This window comes from Nocardia sp. NBC_01388 (genome assembly GCF_045040085.1).
In the GTDB taxonomy this organism is placed as follows: Bacteria; Actinomycetota; Actinomycetes; order Mycobacteriales; family Mycobacteriaceae; genus Nocardia.
Window position 1 is genome coordinate 6067028 of sequence record NZ_CP109553.1, and the last position, 25213, is coordinate 6092240.

Consider the following 25213-nt stretch of genomic DNA (forward strand, 5'->3'; position numbering starts at 1 on the left):
TGTCCTCTCGAAGTCGTTCCAGTCCCGCATGGCGGGTACCGGACGTTACGGCCCGAGAATATCGGCCCCGATACGCCGGGGCCACCGTGTGTGGGATGTCTTACAGCACCCCTACCGATCACCCTCGGAACGCAGATTGGCCATGATCTCCGCGACCGACAGGCGGCGCGTGGCATCACTGCCCGCATCGTCGTCGGAACGGCGGCGGCGCCGCGCGCTCGCGGTGCCGATGGGCGCAGCGGGCGGTGTGGGCTGCGCCAATCTGGCGGGCGCGGGCTGGGACTCGGCGGCCGCGGGCTGCGGTTCGGAGTCCGGCTGCGCGGCGGCATTCGGCGGCGGTCCGGTCGGCGGCACCGGGGCACTGCCACCCGCGCCGAGATCGGTCTCGAACCACGCGACCTGCGCCGGCTGACCCAGGGTGGTGAGCGGTTCGGTCCGCTTTTCCGTGGCCGCACTCGCATTGTCCGGACGCTGCCCACCGGAACCGGCGCGCAGCGCATCGGCGGCCGTGCGGGCGGCGTCGGTGTCCTCCCGCGAATCGTCCTGTTCGGCTTCGGCTTTCGCCGCGGCGCCGGCGAGGTCGTCCTCGAACGGCCGCAGGTGCTCGAAGTCGTGCGGGGGTTCGTAATCGCGAGTGCGGTCGGCCGGATGATGCGGGATGCGCATGCGCTCCAGCGCCTCCGGAGTGACGATGGAGGTCTCCGCCGTCACCGGATCGTCGAAGGGGCTGGCGAAGGCCGGGGGCTCGGGATGATCGGCGTCGAAGACCGGGGTGATGCGGCTGCGCGGGTCCTGCTCCACCGGATCGGCGGGCGTCGACCACGGATCCCAGTCGCGGGTGTTCTCCCAGTTACCGTTCGCCGACGGACCGGGGATCTTATTGTCCGCACTGGGCAATTCCTGGACCCGGACGGCATCCGCACGCAGGGCGGGCCGCTCGTAGGGCAGGTCGCCGTCGAAGAGTCGCTGCAGGCTCTCGCGCAATACGGTCAATTCGACGCGCAGCGCGGCCATCTCCTCCGAGTCCGCGCCCACTTCGCGGCGGACCCGGGTCTCGACGCCGAGCTCGTACTCGCGGCGCGCAGCAACCTCACGTTCCAGCTGGAGTTGGTAGACCTTCTGGAGGTCACCCACTTTTGCCTTGTCCGTGGCCGACTCCCTGCGATAACGGGTCGCGGCGAGGGCTCCGATGGCGGCCGCCCAGAGCGCCGCAACCAGGCCCACACGGATCATGTGGACGTTGTCGCTGAAGACCAGGAAAACACTGGCAACCAGACCGAGAAGAAGCAGAACGCCGGTGAAGAATTTTCCCGCGTCCTCCCGTCGTCGACGGGAAGAGCTGCTCCGGGAGGGTGAAACCATGTCCACCAACATAGCTTGAACTAGTCGGTACGGCTTCAACCTTGCCGATCATCCTCGGCAATATGTTAACTATGAGGTAGCTGCCTCATCGGGCGGATCGATCGGCGCTCGACAGCAATATTCCAGCCACAGCGCCGCCGCGACCAGCACCAGACCCGCGATCAGACCGACGACCGCACCGGGCGTGTCCGAGGCCGCGGCCCGCATTTCCGGCCGCTGCGGCAGCAGCCAGATCAGGAAACCCAGCCAGATACCGCCCACCAGCGAACCCACCTGTACCGAGGCCTTCGCCAGCGCCACCGCCCGCGCCGCCGTGATCGGATGCAACTGCCCCGGCCCCGGCCCGATCCCCCGGTTCTCCACCCGGGACCGAATCACGAACGCCAGCACCACCTCCAGCACGGCCACCGGCAGCAGCGACGCCCCCGAGAAGACCGAGATGGGCGGAAAGCTCGAATACGCCACATTGGTCGCGATCCAGGCGACCACGGCCGCCAGCGCCACATTCGCACACAGATCCAGAATGCGAGTCGGCTTCACGCGGGCCAGCCCAGCGTGTGCTCGGTGCGGCGCACACCGTCGACCTCGGCGGCATCGAGTGCGGCGAGCAGTTCGCGCAGCAATTGCGGGACACCGGCGGTCACCTCCAGTGCGGCCTCCGGCTCCACCTCCAGCCACGGCACCAGCACGAAGGCGCGATGCTGCGCCTGCGGGTGCGGCAGCGTGAGGGTCGGGTCGGCGCTGCGGCAGGGCACCTCTCCGTCGCGGCGGTGCTGCGCGGCCCAGACGATATCCACATCGAGAGTGCGCGCGCCCCAGCGGACTTCACGCACCCGCTCGGCGGCCTGCTCCAGCTCCTGGCCGACCCGCAGCCAATCACTGGGCTCCAGATTCGGATCCTCCGCGATCAGCACGGCATTCAGATAGTCCTGCTGCGGCACCCCGCCCCACGGCGGCGTCGAATACACCGAGGACACCGCGAGCAGCCGCGGCCGCAGCGCCTCGATCACGCTGCGCAGATGCGCGAGCCGATCACCGAGGTTCGATCCGATCGACAGGACTACCCGGCTCACCGCTACTCCTCCACGCCTTGCTCGAGCCCCGTCCGGCGACGGGACGTGACCACCCGGACATCCTCGAAGGTATGCGGAATCGGTGCGGAAGGCTTGTGCAGCACCACTTCCACAGCCTGAATTCGCGGGTCGTTCATCACCTCGTCGGCGATCTCGGACACCACCGTCTCGATCAGGTCCCGCGGTTCGCCCGAGACGATCCGCACCACCTGATCGGCCAGCTCGCCGTAGTGCACGGTATCGGCGACGTCATCGGATTTCACGGCGGCCGTGAAGTCCGTCCAGAGCGTCACGTCCACCAGGAACTCCTGGCCGTCCCGCTTCTCGAAGTCGAAGACGCCATGGTGGCCGAAGACGCGCAAGCCGCGCAGTTCGATCCGGTCTGTGCTCAAAGCTGTTCTCCCTGTGCACTTCCCGGCCCGCCGGACGCGGAGCGGGGATTCGTCCATGTCCATCTGTCCACCGGAGTGCGCGCCGCCGCCCGCCGGGCCGCACTACGCCAGGCGTCTTCGACCGCGATCGCATCCAGCGAGGCGCGTACATCGTGCACCCGCACGCCCCAGCCGCCGTGCTCGGCGGTCAGGGCGGAAATGGTGGCGGTGGCGACCTCCCGGCCGTCGGGCGGACGCGGCGTATCGGCATCGGCCAGCAGCGATCCCAGGAAGCGTTTGCGTGAGGCGCCGATCAGGATCGGCAGGCCGGTCGCCACGAATTGCGGTAGCGCACCGAGCAATTCCCAATTGTGGCCGGCGTTCTTGGCGAAACCCAGGCCCGGATCCAGCACCAGCCTGCCCGGATCGACCCCGGCCGCGACGGCCAGATCGACCTGGGCGCGCAATTCCGCGAGCACCTCGTCGACCACACTGTCGTAGTGGTCGGCGGCACCCGTGTGGTGATAGTTCGCCCCCGCCCGCCAGTGCATGAGAATCCACGGAACACCGGCCGCGGCAACAACTTTCGCCATATCGGCATCGGCGCGGCCACCGGAGACGTCGTTCACCACGGACGCCCCGGCCTCGACCGCGGCCTCGGCCACCCGGGCGCGCATGGTGTCCACACTGGTGGGCACCCCGAGCGAAACCAGCTCGCGAATCACCGGAGTCACACGACCGGCCTCGGTGTCCGGATCGACACGGGTGGCGCCGGGCCGGGTGGATTCACCGCCGACATCGATGATGTCCGCGCCCATGTCGTAGAGCCGCCGGCCGTGCGCGACGGCCGCACCCACATCCAGGTAGCGGCCGCCGTCGGAGAACGAATCCGCGGTGACGTTCACTACCCCCATCACCACACAGGAGCGACCCCCGCGCGGCGTCAGAAGGCGTGTTGTCACAACACCTCCCGACTCCACATCAGGTTCGCGACCCGCCCTCCAGCAGACAGCCCCCCAAAAGCGAATCGCCCGAACGACATCCGCTCCGAGGTCGGGGCCCGCCCGGTTCTGGACTGAGTGGAGCGGGGGAGCGAAGCGGAGGAGCGGAGGGAGGGAAGAACCGGGTAACAGGGCCACGACCCGCCGGAGCGAAGCGGAGGCAAATTAGACACAGCCACCTCTCACTTCCGCAGAATGAGGTCCAGGGCCTCGGAGCGCGAGGACGCATTGGTCTGCAGCAGGCCGCGCACCGCCGAGGTGGTGGTGCTGGCGCCGGGCTTGCGAATACCGCGCATGGCCATGCACAGATGCTCGGCCTCGATCACGACGATCGCGCCGCGCGGATCCAGCTTGCGCATGATGGCATCGGCGACCTGACTGGTGAGCCGCTCCTGTACCTGGGGCCGCTTGGCGTAGAGATCCACCAGGCGGGCCAGCTTGGACAGGCCGGTCACCCGGCCGTGCGCACCCGGGATGTAGCCGACGTGCGCCACCCCGTGGAAGGCCACCAGATGGTGCTCACACGTGGAGAACATGGGGATGTCGCGCACCAGCACCAGTTCCTGATGCCCCTCGTCGAACGTGGTGTTGAGCACCGAGTCCGGTTCGGTGTAGAGACCGGCGAACATCTCGCTGTACGCCCGCGCGACGCGCGCGGGGGTCTCCGCCAATCCGGGCCGATCCGGATTCTCGCCCACCGCGATCAGCAGTTCGCGAACGGCAGCCTCTGCCCGCGCCTGATCGAACGGCCGGCCGGTATCGAGTGCGATCGGGCCGGAGACGACACGGCTGTTGGCCGACAATCGACACCTCCTGTATTGAATTGCCGCACCTGCGAGCGCGGCGTGTTCGCGGCTGTACAACCCGTTTGCGGGCGGATTACATTCCGCCCGCAAACGGGCCTGACCCGAACCTTCGGATCGTATCGGGGCCGCGATCAGCGACGCCCGTTCGGTCCGTCCCATTCGCTGTTCTCGTCCTCGGCAGCAGGCTGCTGCCCGGACGGATACTCCGGCTGGCCGTATCCCGGCTGCGAGTACCCCGGCTGCCCGGGCTGATACCGCTGCCCGCCGGCCGGAGCCCAGCCGCCGTACGCCTGCCGTGGCTGCTGCGCGCCGCCACCCTGCTGCGCCTGCGGGTCGTCCTCCTGCGGAGGCCAGCCCGGCGCCGACCAACCGGCCGGGGCGCCGTAATCCGGACGCGAACCGTGCGTGCCACCGTGCCGCGGTTGCTGCGGCAGCGGATAACCCACCGGTGCGGGCGCGGCCGGATAGCCGCCGTACTGCGGTTGTGCGGCGGGATAACTCGGATCCGCCGGATAACCGTTTGCGGGCTGCCCGACCGGAACGACCGGACGCACCGGCTCCTCCGGCCACGGCTCGCCGCGTTCGGTGGCCAGCTCGCGCGGGGTCTTCACCGGCGGGCGGTCCGAGGGGGTACGACCACCGAAATCGTTGAAAGCGGTAATGCGCGGCCGCTTTTCGATGGTGGCGAGCACCACCTCGAGATCCTTGCGGTGCAGGGTCTCGCGCTCGAGCAGTGCGGTGGCGAGGGCATCGAGCTCATCGCGGTAATCGTTGAGCACCGCCCACGCCTCGGTGTGCGCGGCCTCGATGAGGTTGCGCACCTCCTCGTCGATCTCGCGGGCCACCTCGTGCGAATAGTTCGAGTTGGTGCCCATGGAACGGCCCAGGAACGGGTCGCCCTGCTCCTCGCCGTAGCGCACCGCACCGAGGCGGGCGCTCATGCCGTACTCGGTGACCATCGCCTTCGCGATCTTGGTGGCCTGGTCGATATCCGAGGACGCACCGGTGGTCGGCTCGTGGAACACCAGTTCCTCGGCCGCACGTCCACCCATGGCCATGACCAGGCGGGCGATCATCTCCGAGCGCGTCATCAGGCCCTTGTCGTCCTCGGGCACCGTCATGGCGTGGCCGCCGGTGCGACCGCGGGCCAGGATGGTGACCTTGTAGACCGGCTCGATATCGGGCATCGCCCACGCGGCCAGGGTGTGCCCGGCCTCGTGGTACGCGGTGATCTTCTTCTCGTGCTCGCTGATGATGCGGGATTTGCGGCGCGGGCCGCCGATCACGCGATCCACCGACTCCTCGAGCGACGCACCGGTGATGACGGTCCCGTGCTCGCGGGCCGTCAACAGCGCGGCCTCGTTGAGCACGTTCGCCAGATCAGCGCCGGACATGCCGACCGTGCGCTTGGCCAGACCGTCCAGATCGGCATCGGGCGCGACCGGCTTACCGGCCGAGTGCACCCGCAGAATCGCGCGGCGACCCGCGAGATCCGGATTGCTGACCGGGATCTGACGATCGAAGCGGCCCGGACGCAGCAGCGCCGGGTCCAGGATGTCGGGCCGGTTGGTCGCGGCGATGATGATGACCCCGGTGCGCTCGCCGAAGCCGTCCATCTCGACCAGCAACTGGTTCAGCGTCTGCTCACGCTCGTCGTGGCCACCGCCGAGGCCGGCGCCGCGCTGGCGGCCGACCGCGTCGATCTCGTCGACGAAAATAATGCAGGGGGCGTTCTGCTTGGCCTGCTCGAACAGGTCGCGCACCCGGGAGGCGCCGACACCGACGAACATCTCGACGAAGTCCGAACCGGAGATGGTGAAGAACGGGACACCGGCCTCACCCGCGACCGCACGGGCCAACAGGGTCTTACCGGTGCCGGGCGGGCCGTACAGCAGCACACCCTTCGGGATTTTCGCGCCGAGGGCCTGGTAGCGGGCCGGCTGCTGCAGGAAGTCCTTGATTTCGTAGAGCTCTTCGACGGCCTCGTCGGCGCCCGCGACATCACCGAAGGTGGTCTTGGGCATATCTTTCGACAGCTGTTTGGCCTTCGATTTACCGAAGCCCATCATGCCGCCGCGGCCACCGCCCTGCATGCGGGACATCACGAAGATGAACAAGCCCAGCAAAATCACCATGGGCAGCATGAACAGGAGAATCTGGCTCAGCCAGGAATCCTGTTTGACGGAAGTGTTGACCTTCGCACCCGAATTCTGTGCGGCTTGGAAGACCTGTTGAGAGATCTCACCGCCGCCGGGATACTTCGCGATGATCTTCTTGTCACCGCCGGTGGCATCATTGCCGTTCTTCAGCGTGATGCGCAGCTGCTGCTCTTTATCGTCGATCTGAACCGAGTCGACGTTGGACTTATCTTGAAGCTGAGAGAGCGCCACCGACGTGTCGACGCTCTTCCAGCCGCGCGTGTCGTTGCTGAAGTAGCTGACCAGGTAGATCACGAGCAGGAAGCCCGCGACTATGGCCAGGTTGCGGAACACAGTCTTGCGGTTCATAGAGCGTCGGCCGACGGCCAGTCCTTTCCGGGGGGTGTATCCGGTTTGCCTGCGATGCGTTCGTGGCGCGCCCGTTCCGACGAACGGATGCGGACATGCCACGTTACCGCGTACGGTCTAGTCGATACATCGCGCAGTTCGCCAGCTAGTGCAGTTCAACAGGTAAACGGCTAAAGAACGCAGGTGGTTCCCCGACCGACTGCGGCAACACGTCGGATCGATCACCCCCTGGTGTCGGACCGAGTGGTCACAATGATGGCATGGTCGTCCAATCGTGAGCGACGACACAACAGAGCGCAGGGGGTATGGACATAGTCGAGCTACGGACACCCACAGCGATTGTGCGGCACGGCAACGGGCGTCTGACGGTGCTGCGCCCCGGAACGGACGGCGAGCGAGTACTCGACGTCCCGGTCGCCGAGCTTCTCAAGGTGCGGTTGAATCGCCGCGCGGATGATGCGGTCGTGATCGAGATCTATCTCCGCTATCCCACCCCGGTTCTCACCGGCGTCCCGGCCGACCGGACGCCGCTTCCAGTTCTCATCGCCGAGCACGATGTGCCCGCCGCGACCGTCATCGTGCAGCGGATCAACAATCAGATCCTGGGCACGCAGCGCCTCGATGTGGCCGCTCCCGATCTGACTCCGCCCACTCCGTCCTGGGGTCGCGGCGGCCCGACCCGCGCCGATGTGGACCGCGCGGTGCGGCGCATGACGCCCAAGCGGGATGCCAAAACGGCCGTCGCCGCCCTGCACCGCTACGTCACCCCCGACGAGTTCGTGCTGGAATCGGCGATCGTCAGTGCACAGCCGCCCGCGGCGAAAGGCGCCGGGCTGCTTGCCATCACCACCACCCGGATGATTTTCGTCTCGCTCGGTGCGAGTAAGCGTTTCGCGCACGAGCTACCCATCGCGGCGCTGCTGTGGGCGCGCACCGCGGACGAGGCGTCCACCACGGTGGCGGTGCCGGGCGAATTCGGCGTCGAGGTCAATGACGGCAATCTGACCTGGCATTTCACCGCCGCGGATCATGCCGATATCGAACGTGTCACCGGTGCGCTGAATTTCGCGATCCAGCGCGAATCCGCGGACGGGGCGGCCGGTCCCGCCGATCCCGGTGTGCAGAAGCTTTATTCGGAGTGGGAACTGCTGGTGGAACGACATTCCCTCGCCATGGTCGACGATGCGCAATTCCAGCGCTACGGCCGCGGAATTCTCCGATCCCTCCCGGATTGAGTACACGCCTTCGGGCGTGCGGAAACTCAGGGGCTTCGCCCCGGAGACCCCCGAAGCACAGTTCGGGGGGCCAAGCCCCCAAAGCCCCGAGGGGACAAAGGGATTCGGCCCCCGGGGGTCTCAGGCGGTCGGCCGCGTAGCGGTCTAGTCCTCCGGCTCCGGCACTTCCTCCGCCTGCAGTTCGATGCGGCGCCAGGGGCTGGTCGGGCGCATCCAGAGGCGGAGCAGTTCCATGCGGCGGTCCACGCCGCCGGATTTGAGTTCGGCGAGGTCTTCGCAGGCCTGCCAGTAGGTCCAGCCGGCGAGGTAGGCGTCGCCGAATTGCCGCCAGTTGCGGTATTTGCGCTGGGCGAGCGGCAGGGCGCGCATGAGGTAGTCCCAGGCGACATTCGCTTCCAGATACCCGGCCGTATAGGCCATGCGGCTCACGGCGACCACGCGGGCGAGATCCCAGGCTTGGATATCGGTGGGCAGCGGCCGGACCAGATGTTCGGTGAGGCCGAGTTTGATGGCCTGGGACCAGATGTCGTAATCGCGGACCAGGGCTTCCGGATTCTCCATCCCGCGGAACGAGCCGACCTGACGCAGGAAGGCGCGATGCCGGTCGGCGCGCTCGCCGAAGCGATCACGTTCAGGGGAGTTGATGCCGGCCATGACGAGTGGATGCACCAGCGAGTAGAGCGGCGAGTGCATGCCCTCCAGCAGTTGCTCCATGGATGCCATGGCCTCGGTGCCATCGGTGATGCCCCAGGCGCCGGTGAGCGTATCGATGGCGAGTTCGCGGCGGTCGCCGAGGGGATGTTCGCGTTCGGGGCCGAGCAGCAGGGCATCGTGGAAGGCGTCCCAGCGGGCGGAGTAGAAACCGCCCAGCGCCAGAGCGCGCAATTCGTCGTCGGAGACCTGCGCGCCCGACCAATGGTCGTCCTCGCGCTGGTCGAGCTCCGGGTAGGGGAAGGTCGTCAGCGTGGGCACGTCGCGGGCGGGCATACCTCGATTGTGTCTCAGCTCAGCACTATTTGCCTCCGCTTCGCTCCGGCGGGTGCTGTGTCTAATTTTGCCTCCGCTTCGCTCCGGCGGGTGCTGTGTCAAATTTGCCTCCGCTTCGCTCCGGCGGGTCGTGGCCCTGTTACCCGGTTCTTCCCTCCCTCCGCTCCTCCGCTTCGCTCCCCCGCTCCGCTCAGTCCAGAACCGGGCGGGCCACGACCTTGGGGTGGATGTTGTTCGGATGCTTCGGTCTTTCGCTTCGCTCCCCCGCTCCGCTCAGTCCAGAACCGGGCGGGCCACGACCTTGGGGCGGATGTTGTTCGGGTGCTTCGGTCTTTCGCTTCGCTCGGTTGGGGGCGGAGTGCGAACTTTGGGTGGGCTGAATTCTTGCCCTGTCATGCAATGGAATCCGGACTACTCTCTGGGCCATGTGTAGAAATATCACCATCCTGCGTGGGCTGGAGCCAGCCGCTACGGAGCAGGAAATCTACGCGGCGGCGCAGGAATTCGTGCGCAAGGTCAGTGGCGTCTCGGGTTTGACCACGGCGACGAAACCAGCGGTCGACAAGGCGGTGGAGGCCATTGCGGCAGCCACCACCCAGTTGCTGGCGGAGTTGCCCGATCGCCAGGCGCCGCCGCAGTCCGAGCCGCCGCTGCGCCGGATCGCCGCCCGGAGCGCCGCCCTCGACGAGGATGCGAGTTAACCCCCGCTAGACGCCGTAGACGGCCACGCAGTCGAGCGCGATTTCCAGACGCGGGCCGCGCTGGTCGAGCGAGCGCCCGAGAAGTTCCTCGGTGCGCTGAATGCGGTAGCGCACGGTGTTCTTGTGCACGCCCAGCATTTTCGCGGCCGCATCCGGACTGCGCCGCGCGCGCAAATAGGCGTGCAGCGTTTCGCGCAGGCGTGCGGAGTGCGCGTCGGGCGCCGCGAGCGCGCCCAATTCCCGTTCGATGAGCGCCCGCATGGCAGCCTCGTCGGTTCCGGCCAGGTAGGCCACTTCGATCTCCGGATAGTGCAGGACTCGCGGCAGGTCCGGCCGGGCGCGTTCGGCGACCTGCCGGGCCGCGATCGCCTCGCGGTGGCTGCCGCGGAATCCGGTGACGTTCGCCGCGGGCATTCCGACTGCCACCCGGACGGGCGCGTCCACCGGCCAGTCGGCCAGTACGGGGTCCGGGAGGTCGTCGTCCAGGCCGATCCAGGCCCAGAGCGCGGAGGCCCCGGACGGGACGGCCAGGACGCTGCCGTTGCCCAGCGCGAGCGCGCACCGGGTCGCCACGCGATCCAGCAGCCCCGCCACATCGTCGACGCCGTCGGGCGGGGCCAGGCCGGGGCGTTCCTCGGTCCAGAGCACCAGTGCGAGATGCCGTTGTGCGAGCCGGTATCCGAGCCGCGCCGAAGCGAGTTCGACATCGAGGTCGCCGACATCGAGCAGGGCGCGCACGATTTCGGCGCGCTGGTTGAGGGCGGCGCGCAGTCCGCTCTCCCGCTCCTGCATGTAGGTGTCGGTGAGGGTTTCCACCGAAGTACTGATCCAGCGGGTGGAGCGGTCGAAAAGCCTTAGCAGTACAGCTCTTTCGATATCCTGCGGCAATTGCTCCTGACCGAGGACGACATCGGTCATATAGTCGAGCAGAGCCTCCTGGCCGACGTGGTAGACGCGCAGCAGCAGGCGCACATCGTGACCGCGGCGGGCGATGGTGCGGGCGAAGGCGTGCGCCTGTTCCGGCACCGGGTAGTCGAAGCGGTCCTGGGTGAGCCCGCTCAGCACTTCGAAGGCGTGGGCGCGGGTGCTGGCGGCGAGATCGCGGCGCATATCCCGGTCGCGCAGTTCCGGGATGCGCGCGATGATGACATTGTCGAGCTGGGTGATCACCTGCTCGAGGGTTTCGGTGCGCAGGGTTTCCGCGACGAAGTCGGCGATCCACTGCCGCACGACCGGGCTGGTCTCGGCCATAACCACGAGTGGACCTCCAAATTTGTGCCGAAAGTACAAAACCGCACGGAATCCTTGACTCCCCAGGCCAAGAATGTGCCACGGAAATTGTGTCACGATCATAGTTCAGTGAGTTGTCGCACAGTTCACAGAGCCGATCCGGTTCGCAATGCAGCGCACGTGGGAGAGCACATCGTGACCAATACCGAATCCGCCGAGACGGGCACCGTCCGCAAGACCGCGGCGCGTAAGCCCGCCGGTACCAAGACCGCGCCGAAACCGGCCGCCGCGACTGCCCCGCAGCCTGCCGCGCCGACCGAGTTCGAGGTCCGCAATCCCGCGACCGGTGAGCTCGCGGGCACGGTGCCGATCGATTCGGCCGAGACGGTCGCCGCGAAGGTCGCGCAGTTGCGCCTGCATCAGCCGGAATGGGAGGCCATCGGGGCCGACGGCCGCAAGGAGTGGCTGCTGAAATTGCAGGACTGGTTCGTCGACAACACCGATCACCTGGCGGACGTACTGCAGTCGGAGACCGGTAAGGCGCGAATCGACGCCCTCATCGATCCGGCGTTCTCCATCGACCTCACCGGCTACTACGCCCGCCGGGCCGCGAAATTCCTTGCGGACGAACATCCTTCACCGCACAGCCCGCTGGCGCGGGTGAAATCGCTGACCCGGGTGTTCCGGCCGTATCCGGTCGTCGGTGTCATCACACCGTGGAACTTCCCGCTGGCCATGCCGGTCATCGATGTGATCCCGGCGCTGGCGGCGGGCGCGGCCGTCATTCTGAAACCCTCTGAGGTGACACCGCTTTCGGCGATGGAGCTGGCGCGGGCCTGGCGTGAGATCGGCGCGCCGCCGGTGCTCGAGGTGGTCACCGGTGCGGGCGAGACCGGTGCGGCCGTGGTCGGCACTGCCGACTACGTGCAGTTCACCGGCTCCACGCCGACCGGTCGCAAGATCGCCGCGGCCTGCACCGAGCGCATGATTCCGTACAGCCTGGAGCTGGGCGGTAAGGATCCGGCCATTGTGCTGGCCGACGCCGATCTGGATCGGGCCGCGCACGGTATCGCCTTCGGCGGGCTGTTCAATGCCGGTCAGGTGTGTATCTCGGTGGAGCGGGTGTACGTCGAGGCCCCGGTCTACGACGAATTCCTGAAGAAGCTGACCGCCGCCGTCAAGGAGGTCCGCCAGGGCGTCGACGGCCGGGAACCCAAGTACGACATGGGCGCACTGGCCAACGAGGCGCAGGCGAATATCGTGCAGCGGCATGTCGAGGAGGCCGTGAAGCAGGGTGCGCGGCTGCTCACCGGTGGTAAGCGCACCGGTGTGGGCACGCTGTTCGAGCCGACCGTGCTGGCCGATGTGGATCACTCCATGACCTGTATGACCGAGGAGACCTTCGGCCCGACGATTCCGGTCATGAAGGTCGCCGATGAGGCGGAAGCCATTCGTATGGCCAATGATTCGATCTTCGGTCTCTCCGCCTCGGTGTGGAGCGGTGACAAGGATCGCGCGGAACGCATTGCGCGCCAGCTGAATGCGGGCGCGGTGAACATCAACGACGTGTTCTCCAATATGTTCAGCTTCGCGCTGCCCATGGGCGGCTGGGGGCTGTCCGGTGTGGGTGCGCGCTGGGGTGGCGCGAACGGCGTGCGCAAGTACTGCCGGCAGCAGGCCATCACCAAGCCGATCCTGCCCACGCAGACCAAAGAGCTGCTGTGGTTCCCGTATTCGCCGACCAAGCTGGCGTTCTCGCTGGCGGCCATGCGGGCCGCGGGTGCGCGCGGGCTGCGCCGGTTGAGCGTGCAGGCGGTTTTCGACACCGTGAAGGGGACCAAGTGACCGACTTCAGTTCGATCACCGGCAAGGTCGTGGTGATCACCGGCGGTGCGCGCGGTATCGGCCTGGCCACCGGCAAGGCGTTGCAGGCGCTGGGTGCGAAGATCGCCATCGGCGATATCGACGAGGTCAGCGTCAAAGAGTCCGGTGCGGCACAGGGTTTCGAGGTGTACGGCCGCCTCGATGTCACCGATCAGCAGTCCTTCGAGGCGTTCCTCGACGAGGTCGAGAAGCAGCTCGGGCCGATCGATGTGCTCATCAACAATGCCGGGATCATGCCGACCGGGCGCGTGGTGGACGAATCCGATCAGGTCACCCGGCGCATTCTCGATATCAATGTGTACGGCGTGATTCTCGGTTCCAAGCTGGCGCTCACGCGCATGCTGCCGCGCGGGCGCGGGCATGTCATCAATATCGCGTCACTGGCGGGTGAGACCCATATTCCGGGTCTGGCCACCTACAACGCGAGCAAGCACGCGGTGCTCGGCTTCACCGATACGGTGCGGGAGGAGTACCGGGGCACCGGATTGCAGTTCTCCTCGGTGCTGCCGACGCTCACCAATACCGAACTGGGATCGGGTGTCACGGCTCCCAAGCTGCTGCGCCCGGCCGAGCCGGAGGAGATCGCGGACGCGATCGCCAAGCTGATCGTGGAGCCGAAGGCCAAGGCGCGGGTGACCGCGGTGGCCGGGATCATCTCCCAGGTGGTCGGGCTGCTGCCGCAGTCGGTCGGCGATGCCATCGGACGGGCGCTGGGTGCGCAGAGCGCCTTCCTCGACGATGTCGATTCCGATGCCCGCAAGGCGTACGAGTCGCGGGTGCGCGGGATCGGTAACTGACACTCGCACACTACGATCGGGCCGCGAACGGGGAAATCCGTTCGCGGCCCGCGTATTTCGCATGCCGGGTCAGTGCACGGTGGCCAGGACGAATCGCTTGCCCGGATCAACCATTTTGCTGACCGTCGCGCCGTCGCCGTATTCGCCGAGGGCGGTCATATTCCAGCCCTGTGTGCTCCGGGTGAGCATGCACATGAACAGGCCGGTGCGCGCCTCGCCGCGGGACAATTCGAAACGCACCAGTTCGGCGCCGGAGTTGTCGTCCACCAGCCGGCAGAAGGCGCTCTTGATCTCGTCGAATTTCTGGCCGGAGTACGAGTTGACGGTGAATACCAGCGCATACACATCGGGCGGCAGCGCGGACAGGTCCACCGAGATCACCTCGTCATCGCCTTTACCGGCGCCGGTGAGGTTATCGCCCGAATGCCGAATGGCCCCTTTGAAGCCCGTGAGTTTGACGAACCAGACCTTGCCGAGATCCTTGGCGCGTTTGTTGTAGGCGACCACGGAGGCGTCCAGATCGATGGATTTGCCGCGCCGTGCCGGGTCCCAGCCGAGCGCCATGCGCACCCGGGTGAGCGACGGTGCGCCCTGTTTGGTCAGTGAGACGGTTTCGCCCTTGCTCAGGGAGACCCGGCCCTTGTCCAGGTTCACCGTCGACTCGCCGAATCTCGGTGGCGGTGCGGGGACCGGCGGCGGTCCGCCGGGCGGCGGTGTTCCGATCGGCGGAAAGGCCGACGGCTGTGGATAACCCGGAGGCTGTGGATAAGTCGGCGACTGTTGGTGGGAAACCAGTGGTGGGGGCGCTGGTTGTGGATAAGTCGCAGGCTGTGGATAAGTCTGCGGTGACCCGTACGGCGCGGGCTGTGTGTACACCGGCGGCTGGTAGGGCGCGGCCGGGCGATACGGCGGCGAGGCGGTCGGCGGCATCGGCTGCGGGACCATCGGCGGCACGGGTGCGGCCTGCGGCGCGGGTGGTGGCGCATCGTCGACGGTGATCCCGAAGTCGGTGGCAATGCCCGCGAGCCCATCGGCATAACCCTGGCCGACCGCGCGCACCTTCCAGACACCCTGCCGCCGGTACAGTTCCACCGCGATCAAGGCGGTCTCGGTGGTCAGATCGGCGGGGGTGAAGGTGGCCAGGGTGGTGTGGCGGCGCGGATCGATGAGTGCGACGCTCAGCCGCCCGGCGGTGCCCCAGTTGGCGGGCCCGGAACCGTCCAGACTCGCGGTGACCACCACCTTGTCGATATCGGCGGGCACCTGGCGGGTGGCGATCCGGATGGTATTGGGCGGTTGCGCGGTGACGCCCGGCCCGTTCGGCTGGTTGTAGAAGATGAAATCATTGTCGGAGCGGACTTTTCCCGCGGCGGTGAGCAGCAGTGCCGCCACATCCACCGGCGCCGACGCGGTGACCTCGACGACGACCTCGTCGGTATCGATCGGCGCATTCGCGCCCTTGGTCAATTCCATTGTCTGCCTTATCTCCCCGTTTCCTCAACGGTAGCCCCGTATCGTCGGCGAATGAACAACAACGGAGCGGTATTCGCCGGACTGTCGACGCTCGATCTCGCCTATGCCGTGCCGCGGTATCCGGCCGAGGACAGCAAGACCCAGGCCGATGAGCTGTTCCTCGGCGCGGGCGGGCCGGCCGCCAATGCGGCGGTGGCGTACGCGTTCCTGTCCGGCCGGGTGCCCACGCTGGTGACGGCGCTCGGCAAACATCCACTGGCGGAACTGATTCGCGGTGATCTGCAGCAGCACGGGGTGGGGATCACCGATCTCACGCCGGACGGTGATCAGCAGCCGCCGGTGTCCTCGATCATTGTCGCCACCGCCGCGGCCACCCGCACCATCGTGTCGCTGGACGGGTCCCGGGTGCATGCCCCGTTCGACAGCACCGCCGCCGAACATCTGCATCGTGCGTCGGTGGTGCTGCTGGACGGCCACTATGCCGAGCCCGCACTGCGTCTCGCGGCGGCGGCGCGGCGGGCGGGCGTACCGGTGGTGCTGGACGCCGGACGATGGCGCGAGGTGCACAGCGAACTACTACCGCTGGTCGATATCGCCATCTGTTCAGCGGCCTTCACACCGCCTGGTGTGCAGCCGGATTCGGATGATGCGGTGGTCGGCCACCTGCACGGTGTGGGCGTGCCGCAGGTCGCGATCACCCATGGCGCGCAACCGATCACGTACTCGATGCCGGGTGAACGCGGCACGATCGCGGTGCCGGCGACCGCGGCGGTGGATACGCTCGGCGCGGGCGATATTCTGCACGGCGCTTTCTGTCACTTCCTCACCGCGGCTGAGCCTTTCCCGCTCGCACTGCGGCACGCGGCGGAGGTGGCGACGCTGTCCTGCGCTTCGGCCGGCACGCGGGCCTGGATGCGCCGCTAGACGATGCGGTAGGCCCGGCCGGATTTGCGCAGCACCAGATCGGCACGCAGCCGGGTGCCCTCGACGAGCCGGGCATTGACCAGATCACTCTGCGCGACTTTGATTTTCGCGGCCTCCGGGGTGCGGCCGCCGCGAATATGCCTGCGCAGCAAGCGCTGTTCGATGATCGGGCGCGGGACGTCCAGGTACCAGGTCTCGTCGAGCAGCGGCCGGACGGCGGACCAGCCGGGGCTGATGTCATCGTCGAGCAGCAGATAGTTGCCCTCGGTGATGGCGATGGTCTGCCGGTCGAAAACGACTCCGCCGGGGACGGGTTCGTGGATTTCACGGCTGTAGGTGGGCCAGGGCACCGGGCTGCCGAGAGGCGCGCCGCGCAGTGTGCGCAGCAGGTCGACGTATGCCCCGGCGTCGAAGGTGTCGGGTTCGCCCTTGCGGCTCATTTCCCCGAGCGCGACCAATTGCGCATTGGTGAGGTGAAAGCCGTCCATGGGCGCGACTTCGGCGATCGCCGCACCCTCCGCCAGATTGAGTTCATCGCGAACGCCACGGGCAAGAGTGGATTTGCCCGCACCAGGCGGTCCGGCGATCCCGAGGACGAATCGGCCGGAATGACCGTCCGCCCGCCGCCGGATACGCGCCGCGAGTTCCGCCAGGGAAGTTTCGACACTGCCGCGGTTCACGGGGGCCAACCTTACGTAATCACCGGGCGCCCCGGGGTATGGCGCGCACCAGTGCCTCCAGGTCCTCCTCCAGCACCCGGAACAGCCGGTAGGAGACCACGAAGGCCAGGATGCCGCCTACGCTCAACCACCGCACGGGCACGATCACCAGTTCCAGATCGACCGGCGAGACGAAGGTCGCGGTGGCCACGCCGAGCAGCGGCACCGAGGCCGCCGCGGCCAGATACACACTGCTGCGCCGGGCCAGCGCCGCGAGTTGCCGCCGGTCGGCCGTGCCCACCGCACCGCGCGCCAGCAGTTGCGGATACAGCGAGCGCACCGAATACACCGTGATCAGGAAGTACGGATACGCCAAAGCGATAGCCGCACAGACCAGTTGGGCCGCGAGGAAATGCGCGAAGGTGTGCCGCGGCAGATGCGCCCCCGCGGCCGACAGCGCCAGCGGCCACACCACGCCCGCGATCATCCAGGCCGCGAACGGCACCCATACCGCCCGCTCGCCGATCAGCAGGGTGTCGGAGCGGGCCCGCGCCAGTTCGGCGGCGCTGTACCGGCGGCCGTGCGACAGCCGGTAGGACACGGTGAGCGGCCGCCGGGCCAGCCAGAAGAGCAGCAGCGCGGCGAGCGGAAAGGCGATGGCATTGTTCACCAGCGCGACCGTCTCGAAGCGGTGCTGGTCCGCGATCGGCATGCGGTCCACGATGAGACTCTGATTGAGCCGGATGTTGTACATGCTCGCCAGTGCGTTCGGCAGTCCGACGCAGACGGCCGCAATGGGCACCGGCCAGCGCCGGGCCCGGACGCGCAGGCTCTTCGGCGGTGGGTCCACCAGATCGCGGGCGCGGGCGTCCAGGCACAGGTCCAGCTGTCCGGCCAGGTCCGCGCCGTTCTGCCAGCGGCTCTCGGGTTCGGGATGCAGGCATTCCAGCAGTACGCGCCGGAGTGCGGCCGGGGTGTCCGCGGGCAGCGCGGCAAGCGCGGACTCCGGCACCCCCGCCCGCCGCCGGGCCAGCATGCCGGTCACCACCTCGTGCCCCGGCGCGCCATCCGGTGCCGGATCATCGAAAGGCGCTGTGCCGGTAAGCATTTCCCACAGCAGTACAGCGAGCGAATAGATATCGCTCCGAGCGTCGGGCAATGTCGCGGTGGGATCGAGCCGGGCCGCGAGCGCCTCCGGCGAGCGCCAGCGCAGCCCGGCCGGATCATCCGCCGTCACACCCGCGGCACCGGGCAGCCCGGTATTCCAATACAGCGCCCCGAGCGCGAAATCCGCCAGCTTCGGCACGCCCTCCGCCGTGAAAAGCACATTGCCGGGCCGAATATCGTGATGCTGCACCCCGTGCCGCTCGGCATGATCGAGCGCCTCCGCCAGCCGCCGCCCCACCCACGCCACCGTCTCCGGCCAGCTCAATGCCGAAATATCCCGCCGCACCCGGGAATCCGCCGGCCGAATCTCGCCCCGCTCCTCCATCGCCGCATCCACCGCCCGCAGCAGCAGCGCTCCCCCGAACGCCGTACCCTTCGCCACCGCGCCGATATCCCCCGCGGCCTGAATGTGTGCGCCCGCCGAATGTGCCTCGTCTGCACCCGCTCCGGCGTCCCCGACAGTCCCGGTCCCATCGGCGGCCCCGGCGGCAAGGGCAGCTTCGACGCGATCGAACTGCTCAGGACTCCCGGAATACGATTCGGCGCCCGAACTTTCCGGGGCCCCGGCGGCAAGGGCAGCTTCGACGCGATCGAACTGCTCGGGACTCCCGGAATACGATTCGGCGCCCGAACTTTCCGCGACTCCGGGCGCGTTCGCAGCGCCGGATACCGCTGGGCCGGAGACCGCGGCTGCCCGTCGGGCGCGCAGGAGGGTGAGGACGCCTTCGGCGGTGCCGCCGGGGAGGTACTGCATGTACAACAGGCGCAGGGGTTTTCCGGTGCTGCCGTCGGCGATGAGACGCTGATCGAAGACGCGGACTATGTAGTGGTGGTCGAGTTGGGCGACGGTGGGGGCGTCGCTGTCGCCGCCGGGTTCCACGCGGACGGCGACGAGGCGCTGCATGGAGAGCTGGCGGGCCAGGAACATGCGGCTGTTCTCGGCGCCGCCCAGATCCGTGAGCAGGTCGAAATCGTCCAGGCGGCGGCCGATTTCGATGCCCGCGGGGAGGGTGGGCGCCGGGGCCGGGGCGGCACCGTCGGCATCGGCGAAGCGGCGGTGGATCTCCCCCGCGACCTCCGGGTATTCGGCGCTGAAGGTTTCGATGTCGAGGGGCCGGTAGCGGCTGCGGACCAGGTATTCCTCGCACACCAGATCGGCGAACTCCGGACTGTCGCTGACTTCGGGAAATTCCCTGCGGTACTCCGCGATTCGCTTCTCCAGGCCCGCTCGCCGCCACCGCTGCCGCATATCGATGCGCACCAGTGTGGTGAGAACGTCCAGCCGCAGTTCCCGGCCTTCGGGCACATACCCTTCCAGTCGCGGCGGCTCCTCGCGATCACCGCGCAGCGTGGACTCCCAGTCCGCGGCGAAACGCGAGACCGCCAGTCCCGGAGACTCCTTCACGATCCGGCACCCGTCGGTTCCCCGGCATGATGCACCCGATGCCCCGGCGCCACCACACGCTCCAGCGCCTGCAGATCGGCCTCGAGGGCCCGGAACAACACATACACGCCCACGAATGCCACGATTCCGCCGACGCTGAGCACTCGCACCGCGACGATCACGAGCGGAATGTCGGTGGGCGGCAGGAAGGTCACGCCCGCTACGGCAAGCAGCGGCACCGAGGCCGCCACCGCCAGATACGTGGTGCAGCGGCGGCCCAGCCGGCGCAGCCAGACGGCATCCTCGGCGCTGATATCGCCGTGCCGCAGGAAGATCGGATAGATGCAGCGCACCAGATAGAAGGTGACCAGGAAGAACGGATACGCGACGGCCATGGCCCCGCACACCACGATCGACACCACGAAGTGCACCATGCCGCGGGTCGGTATCTCACCGGTGGCCAGGCGCAGGGCAATCGGAAAGGTGACGCCCGCCAGCACCCACGCGGAGAACACCACGAACGAAATGCGTTCCCCGCACAGCAGTACATCGGCGCGGGCCCGCCGCAGCGTCTCCGGATCGTAGACGCGGCCCTTGCGCAGCCCGCGCGGTACCGAGATCACATACCGGCACAGATAGATGATCAGCGCGATACCGATCGGATAGAACAGCCCGTTCACGGTCGCGGTGACGAGGGTGAACGTGTGCTGGGCGTCGGCCGGGAGGCGGTCGATGATCAGCGTGTTGTTGTGCATGATGTTGTACACGGTGGCGATCAGGTTCGGGACCGCGACGGCAATGGTCACCAGCGGAATCAGCCACGGCCGCAACCGCATCCGCCAACTGTGCGGCGGCGGGTCGACCAGATTGCGGGCGCGTTCGTCCAGGCACATCTCCAGCTGGGCGGCGAGCAGCGCGCCGCTGCTCCAGCGGTCCTCGCGATCGGGCGCGAGGCAGGTGAGCAGGACCCGGCGCAGCGCGGCCGAGCAGTTCCCGGGTACCCGTTCCAGCGCGGCCGCGTCGACTCCGCCGCGCCTGCGGTCCAGCATGGCCTCCAGGGTGGTGCGGTCGCCGTGGTCGCCGGGTCCGGCGGTGGAATCGTCGAATGGTTTTGCGCCGGTGAGCAATTCCCACAGCACCACGCCGAGCGAGAAGATATCGGCGCGGGTGTCCAGGTCGGCGGCGGCGCGGGCGCGACCCGGGTGGCAGGCCTCCAGCTGTTCCGGCGACATGTAGGACAGCGATCCGCCGAAGTAGGCCACCGGGCTGGCATCGTCGAGATTACGGCTGAAGCTGATATTGAAATCGGCCAGTTTCGGCACGGCTTCGGCGGAGAGCAGCACATTGGCGGGCTTCACATCGCGGTGCAGCACCCCGTGCCCGTCGGCGTAGTCGAGCGCTTCGGCAAGCCTACGGCCCAGCCAGGCAACGGTTTCCGGCCAATCCAGCCCGGCGAGCTCGGCGCGCACACTGGAATCGGTGGGGCGGATCTCGCCCTTCTCCTCCATGGCGGCGTCGACCGCGTCGAGCAGCAATTGCCCGCTGCGTTCGGCGTTCGGGGTGACGCGCACCCAGCGCAGCACGCTGAGCAGGGTGCCGCCGGGCAGGAACTGCATGTACAGCAGCCGCAGCCGCCGCCCGGATTCGGTGCGGATACCGGAGATGATCCGCTGATCGAACACCCGCACGATGTAGTCGTGATCGAGCTGCGCGAGCGTCTGCGGTTCGGTCCCGTGATCGGCCGAGACCTTCACCGCCACCAGCCGTTGCAGTGACCGCTGCCGCGCCAGGAACACCCGCGCGAAGGCGCCGCTGCCCAGCTGGGTGAGCAGATCGAAATCGTCTATGCTCTGGCCGATTTCGATGCGGTCGAGCAGTTCCCCGGTTTCGGGTGTGCTGAGACCGCCGCCGGTGGCCCGGGTGCCGTCCTCCGGCTGGAGGGTCGGCTGCGCGGCGTCGGTGTGCTGGGTGAGTTCACCGGCTTCCGGGACCCGCGTGCTGTCCCCGTCGAGCGAAGTCCCGGCGTGCGTGGATTCGCCGAATGCGTCTGTGCCCCGGCTGGATTCATCGAGCGGGCCGCCGATGAAGGTGGATTCGCCGAAGGCGTCCCCGGCGGCGCGGGTGAGCTCGTCGAGCACCTGCGCGGCCCGCGTGAATTCCTCGGACGGTGCGCCCGCACGGGTGGGCTCGTCCCCGCCCGCCGCCGTCGCCTCCCCGGTCGGGGATTCACCGAGCCCCGCCCGGGTGGAGTCCTCCAACGCCGCCCGCCGGGTGCTCTGGTCCTCGTCATCGGCATCGGCATTGAGCAGTTCCCGCAGCTCGGATGCCTGGTCCGGATATTCGCGCAGGCAGTCGCGCGGGTCCACGCGGGCGCCGCTGTGCCGGCGGATGACGAATTCCTCGTACACCAGCCCGGCGGGCAGATCCGCCGGTGCGAGTTCGGGGAACTCCGCACAATATTCGGTGAGCCGCTTCCGCGGCCGATCGGGCGTAGCGCCCGGTCGGCGCAGCCAGCGATGCCGCATATCCACCTGGATCAGGTCCAGCAGCGCGGCGCGGCGCAGGGCGCTGGCATCGGGCAGGAAGTCGGCGATCTCCGGCGGCGCGGCTCCGGCGCCCCAGGCCGCGGTGAAGGCGGCGATCACACTGAATTCCGTTCCGGCCGAGTGACGGCCGGAGCGCTGCTCGGAACCTGAAGCCATGTCCGCATCCCTCTGGCTCGAGTACGGATAATAATCCGCCACACCCGACATCATCATCCCCGAGCAATTGCCGGAATGATAACTTGCGGCTGAACAGCGGATCACCCGATTTCGAACTCGAGGCGACGGGGGAACACCAGCATGTACGACGAGGGCACCGCGCTAGCGGGGCTCACCGCGGTGAGCGAGGCAGCAGTGAATGCGAACGATAAGACCGATAAGAACATCGATCTCGAAGCGCAACCGACCGCAGACAGCGACACCGGCTCGACCTCCCCCCTCCCCGCCGACCCCCTCGCCCCGGCCCCCGAAATCCTCGATTCCCCGGCCCGCGCTGCAGCACTCCCGGCGGATTCGGTCTACACAGCCCCCGATGACTCGGTCGCACCGGCCCTCCCGGATTCGGTCGCGCCGGACCCCGCGGAGTCGGACGCCGATATCGCCCTGGACGCCCTTCCACCGCTGGACGCCACCACCGCGATCGGTATCGCCGCCGCCGTGCAGAACGGTTCGGTGACCGCCGAACAGATGGTCGAACAGGCCCTGGGCCGTATTCACGCGCTGGATCGGAAACTGAACGCCTTCAGCCTGGTTCGCGAGGATGCCGCCCGCGCCGAGGCGCGGGCGCTGGCCGAGCGCCCGGATCTGGATGTGCTGCCGCTGGCCGGGGTGCCGGTCGCGGTGAAGAACAATATCGATGTGCGGGGTGAGGTGACCCGGGGCGGTTCGCGGGCGGGCACGGACGCGCCCGCGGCCGCCGATCATGTGATCGTGCGCCGACTACGGTCGGCCGGCGCGGTCATCGTCGGCCTCACCACGGTTCCCGAATTCGGCCTCTGGGGCGTCACCGACACCCCGACCCGCATTACCCGCAGCCCCTGGAATCCCCGTTTCAGCGCGGGCGGTTCCTCGGGCGGTTCCGGCGCCGCGGTCGGCTCCGGCATGCTCGCCGTCGCGCACGGCAATGACGGCCTGGGTTCGGTGCGCATTCCCGCCGCCTGCTGCGGTGTGGTCGGCATGAAGCCCGGCCGCGGCCTGGTGCCCGCCGACGTCGGCGTGGATTCCTGGGGCGGCATGACCGAAAACGGCGTGCTGGCAACAACTGTCGCGGATGCGGCGCTGATGCTGTCGGTGCTCGCCGACCGTCCCGCACTCGCCGAACTGGGTTCGCCCAAGACGCTGCGCATCGGCCTGGCCACCGCGCCGCCCATAGCGCTGTCCCGGGTGGATCGCGCCTGGATCGCGGCGGCCGATCGCGCCGCCTCCGCCGCGTCGCTCGCCGGGCACACCATCGGTGTGGCCGAACTCCCCTATCAGGGTGCGACTTTCGCGCTCGCGCTGCGCTGGCTGGCCAATGCCGCGCGCGAGGCCGCCGTCGTCCCGCATCCGGAACTGCTGCAGCGTCGCACCCGCACCCATGTGGCGCTGGGCAGGCTGGTGCTGAAATCCGGCTTCCTGCGCCCGGCCCAGGTGGATCGGGTGGAGGCGCGGCTGCTCGATTACTTCGAGCGCTACGACGTGGTCATCACCCCGGCACTCGCCGGGCCGCCGCCCCGGGCCCGCCGCTGGCATTCCCGGCCGTGGCTGGCCAATGTTGTTGCCAGCGTACGGTTCTCACCGTTCACACCGCTGTGGAACCTGGTCGGCTGGCCCGCCATTTCGGTGCCGATGGGTGTGCACCCGCGCACCGGGACACCGCTGGCGGCGCAGCTGGCGGGCCCGCCCGGAAGCGAGGGCACACTGCTCGAGCTGGCGGCCCAACTGGAAGCCGCACAACCGTGGCGGCGCACCGCACCCTGACTGATCACGGCCCTGGCGCACAGCTCCTTCGTCATCCCGGCATGCCTTCAGCCGGGATCCACCGGATCCCACTGGTTCGCCATATATCCCGGCCGAAACGCGACGGGATGACAGGACTTGCAGACGAAAGAGGCAGCCCCGCCGGTTCAGGCGGGACTGCCTCTTTCGCTGTCGCCCTCACGGTGACGGCATTGCCTCCGACTCACTGCCGTCGCCCGCTCGGGCTCGGTCGCTACTGTGCGGCGACGACCGGCTCCCGATCGGCGAAACCGCCGTCGAGCACGCGGGCCGCGAACTCGAGGATGGTCGGTCGATCATCGTCGGCACGCCAGGCGACGGCTAGTTCGCACGGTGCCAGTCCGGTGACGGGTCGTGCGGTCAGGCCGGGCCAGCGGTACATCGGCACATTGTTCTCGGCGAGCAGGCAGACACCGAGTCCGAGGGAGACCGCCTCGAGGCGCTCCTCGGCGGTGGCCGCTTCCGCGCCGATCTTGGCCTGGCGACCGCCGCGGGCGTCGGCGCCGAGCCAGAAGTCGCGGGCCGCACCGGCTTCGGCGGGCATCGCGACGAAGGCTTCGTCGGCGAGATCCGCGAATTCTATGGTCTCGTTGTTGGCCAGTGCGTGGTTCTCCGGCAGCAGCACCCACCGTGGCTCGGTACGCAGCACCTGCCAGCGGTAGCGGCCGGTGTCGGGTACGGGCAGCCACATGAGCGCCAGATCCGCCTGGCGGCCCGCCAGGCCACTGGACGGGTCGGTCCAGGACGCGGAGTGCAGGGCGAGCCGATGCCCGCTGGCGCTCTCCAGATCCGTGATCAACCCACGCCCGATGGAGGACTGGATGCCTACGCGCAGCACCTCACCGGCCTCCTGCAGGGCGACGTTGGTGACCTCCCAGAGCTCGAGGATGCGCCGGGCGCCCTCGAGCAGTTCTTTGCCTGCGACAGTCAGTGCCACACTGCGCTGATTGCGGTCGAACAGGACCACGTCGAGCTGACGCTCCAGCTGCCGAATCTGCCGGGACAGTGTCGGCTGTGCGATGTGCAACCGCTGGGCGGCGTTGGTGAAATGCAGTTCCTCAGCGACGGCGACGAAATACCGCAGGTCGCGCAAATGCGGGTCCATAGCCCCTTGCTATCAGAATCGGTCTTG

The 25213-nt window shown here is 68.1% G+C and carries 20 protein-coding genes; 6 read left to right on the forward strand and 14 right to left on the reverse strand.

Annotated elements, in window-relative coordinates:
- Positions 1–111 precede the first annotated feature (111 nt).
- The 7 genes from OG716_RS29330 to ftsH form a co-directional block, all read right to left on the reverse strand.
- A complete protein-coding gene (locus OG716_RS29330) occupies positions 112–1233 on the reverse strand; it encodes a DUF6779 domain-containing protein (RefSeq protein WP_405133790.1) in 1122 nt (373 codons plus the stop codon).
- Positions 1234–1431: 198 nt separating this feature from the next.
- The gene (locus OG716_RS29335; protein ID WP_355130185.1) at positions 1432–1902 is read right to left on the reverse strand and encodes a DUF3180 domain-containing protein; all 471 of its coding nucleotides are present in this window, start codon (positions 1900–1902) and stop codon (positions 1432–1434) included.
- Entirely contained in the window at positions 1899–2435 is a 537-nt protein-coding gene (gene folK, locus OG716_RS29340; protein ID WP_327143345.1) for a 2-amino-4-hydroxy-6-hydroxymethyldihydropteridine diphosphokinase, read from the reverse strand. The genes OG716_RS29335 and folK overlap by 4 nt, the downstream gene beginning before the upstream one ends.
- Positions 2436–2437: 2 nt before the next feature.
- Positions 2438–2827, reverse strand: coding sequence for a dihydroneopterin aldolase (gene folB / locus OG716_RS29345; protein ID WP_405133791.1), 390 nt, complete (start codon positions 2825–2827; stop codon positions 2438–2440).
- Entirely contained in the window at positions 2824–3720 is an 897-nt protein-coding gene (gene folP, locus OG716_RS29350; RefSeq protein WP_405139980.1) for a dihydropteroate synthase, read from the reverse strand. The genes folB and folP overlap by 4 nt, the downstream gene beginning before the upstream one ends.
- Before the next feature lie 269 nt (positions 3721–3989).
- Positions 3990–4610 (reverse strand): GTP cyclohydrolase I FolE, encoded by a 621-nt coding sequence (gene folE / locus OG716_RS29355; protein ID WP_327143343.1) that lies wholly within the window; start codon positions 4608–4610, stop codon positions 3990–3992.
- A gap of 134 nt (positions 4611–4744) precedes the next feature.
- Complete coding sequence (ftsH, locus tag OG716_RS29360) at positions 4745–7120, reverse strand: ATP-dependent zinc metalloprotease FtsH (protein WP_327143342.1); 2376 nt, start codon at positions 7118–7120, stop codon at positions 4745–4747.
- 305 nt (positions 7121–7425) lie between these two features.
- Here ftsH and OG716_RS29365 point away from each other — a divergent pair, with 305 nt between their 5' ends.
- Positions 7426–8355: a hypothetical protein gene (locus OG716_RS29365; protein ID WP_355130179.1), complete on the forward strand. Its 930-nt coding sequence runs from the start codon at positions 7426–7428 to the stop codon at positions 8353–8355.
- A gap of 144 nt (positions 8356–8499) precedes the next feature.
- On the opposite strand, the gene OG716_RS29370 is transcribed toward OG716_RS29365, so the two are convergent.
- Positions 8500–9342, reverse strand: coding sequence for a DUF1266 domain-containing protein (locus tag OG716_RS29370; protein WP_327143340.1), 843 nt, complete (start codon positions 9340–9342; stop codon positions 8500–8502).
- A gap of 425 nt (positions 9343–9767) precedes the next feature.
- Here OG716_RS29370 and OG716_RS29375 point away from each other — a divergent pair, with 425 nt between their 5' ends.
- Complete coding sequence (locus OG716_RS29375; protein WP_405133792.1) at positions 9768–10043, forward strand: DUF2277 domain-containing protein; 276 nt, start codon at positions 9768–9770, stop codon at positions 10041–10043.
- 6 nt (positions 10044–10049) lie between these two features.
- Here the strand turns inward: OG716_RS29375 and OG716_RS29380 are convergent, their stop codons facing one another.
- Positions 10050–11294, reverse strand: a complete 1245-nt coding sequence (locus OG716_RS29380; RefSeq protein WP_405133793.1) for a PucR family transcriptional regulator — start codon at positions 11292–11294, stop codon at positions 10050–10052.
- A gap of 174 nt (positions 11295–11468) precedes the next feature.
- On the opposite strand from OG716_RS29380, the gene OG716_RS29385 reads away from it, so the two are divergent.
- Both OG716_RS29385 and OG716_RS29390 read left to right on the forward strand, forming a co-directional pair.
- Positions 11469–13118, forward strand: a complete 1650-nt coding sequence (locus OG716_RS29385; protein WP_405133794.1) for an aldehyde dehydrogenase family protein — start codon at positions 11469–11471, stop codon at positions 13116–13118.
- A complete protein-coding gene (locus tag OG716_RS29390) occupies positions 13115–13954 on the forward strand; it encodes an SDR family oxidoreductase (RefSeq protein WP_405133795.1) in 840 nt (279 codons plus the stop codon). The genes OG716_RS29385 and OG716_RS29390 overlap by 4 nt, the downstream gene beginning before the upstream one ends.
- Positions 13955–14023: 69 nt before the next feature.
- Here OG716_RS29390 and OG716_RS29395 read toward each other — a convergent pair whose 3' ends face one another.
- Positions 14024–15427 (reverse strand): TerD family protein, encoded by a 1404-nt coding sequence (locus tag OG716_RS29395; protein ID WP_405133796.1) that lies wholly within the window; start codon positions 15425–15427, stop codon positions 14024–14026.
- 51 nt (positions 15428–15478) lie between these two features.
- Here OG716_RS29395 and OG716_RS29400 point away from each other — a divergent pair, with 51 nt between their 5' ends.
- Positions 15479–16351, forward strand: a complete 873-nt coding sequence (locus OG716_RS29400) for a PfkB family carbohydrate kinase (protein ID WP_405133797.1) — start codon at positions 15479–15481, stop codon at positions 16349–16351.
- Here OG716_RS29400 and OG716_RS29405 read toward each other — a convergent pair.
- From OG716_RS29405 to OG716_RS29415, 3 genes are read right to left on the reverse strand one after another with little or no spacing between them, the layout of a single operon-like run.
- The gene (locus OG716_RS29405; RefSeq protein ID WP_405133798.1) at positions 16348–17031 is read right to left on the reverse strand and encodes a nucleoside/nucleotide kinase family protein; all 684 of its coding nucleotides are present in this window, start codon (positions 17029–17031) and stop codon (positions 16348–16350) included. The two genes, OG716_RS29400 and OG716_RS29405, sit on opposite strands and share 4 nt — an antisense overlap.
- A 19-nt stretch (positions 17032–17050) precedes the next feature.
- Positions 17051–19582 (reverse strand): serine/threonine protein kinase, encoded by a 2532-nt coding sequence (locus tag OG716_RS29410; RefSeq protein WP_405133799.1) that lies wholly within the window; start codon positions 19580–19582, stop codon positions 17051–17053.
- Positions 19579–21645, reverse strand: coding sequence for a serine/threonine-protein kinase (locus OG716_RS29415; RefSeq protein ID WP_405139982.1), 2067 nt, complete (start codon positions 21643–21645; stop codon positions 19579–19581). Before OG716_RS29415 ends, OG716_RS29410 begins: the two co-directional genes overlap by 4 nt.
- 759 nt (positions 21646–22404) lie before the next feature.
- Between OG716_RS29415 and OG716_RS29420 the strand changes: the two genes are divergently transcribed.
- Positions 22405–24063, forward strand: coding sequence for an amidase (locus OG716_RS29420; RefSeq protein ID WP_405133800.1), 1659 nt, complete (start codon positions 22405–22407; stop codon positions 24061–24063).
- A gap of 232 nt (positions 24064–24295) precedes the next feature.
- On the opposite strand, the gene OG716_RS29425 is transcribed toward OG716_RS29420, so the two are convergent.
- Positions 24296–25186, reverse strand: a complete 891-nt coding sequence (locus OG716_RS29425) for a LysR family transcriptional regulator (protein WP_405133801.1) — start codon at positions 25184–25186, stop codon at positions 24296–24298.
- Positions 25187–25213: the final 27 nt, after the last annotated feature.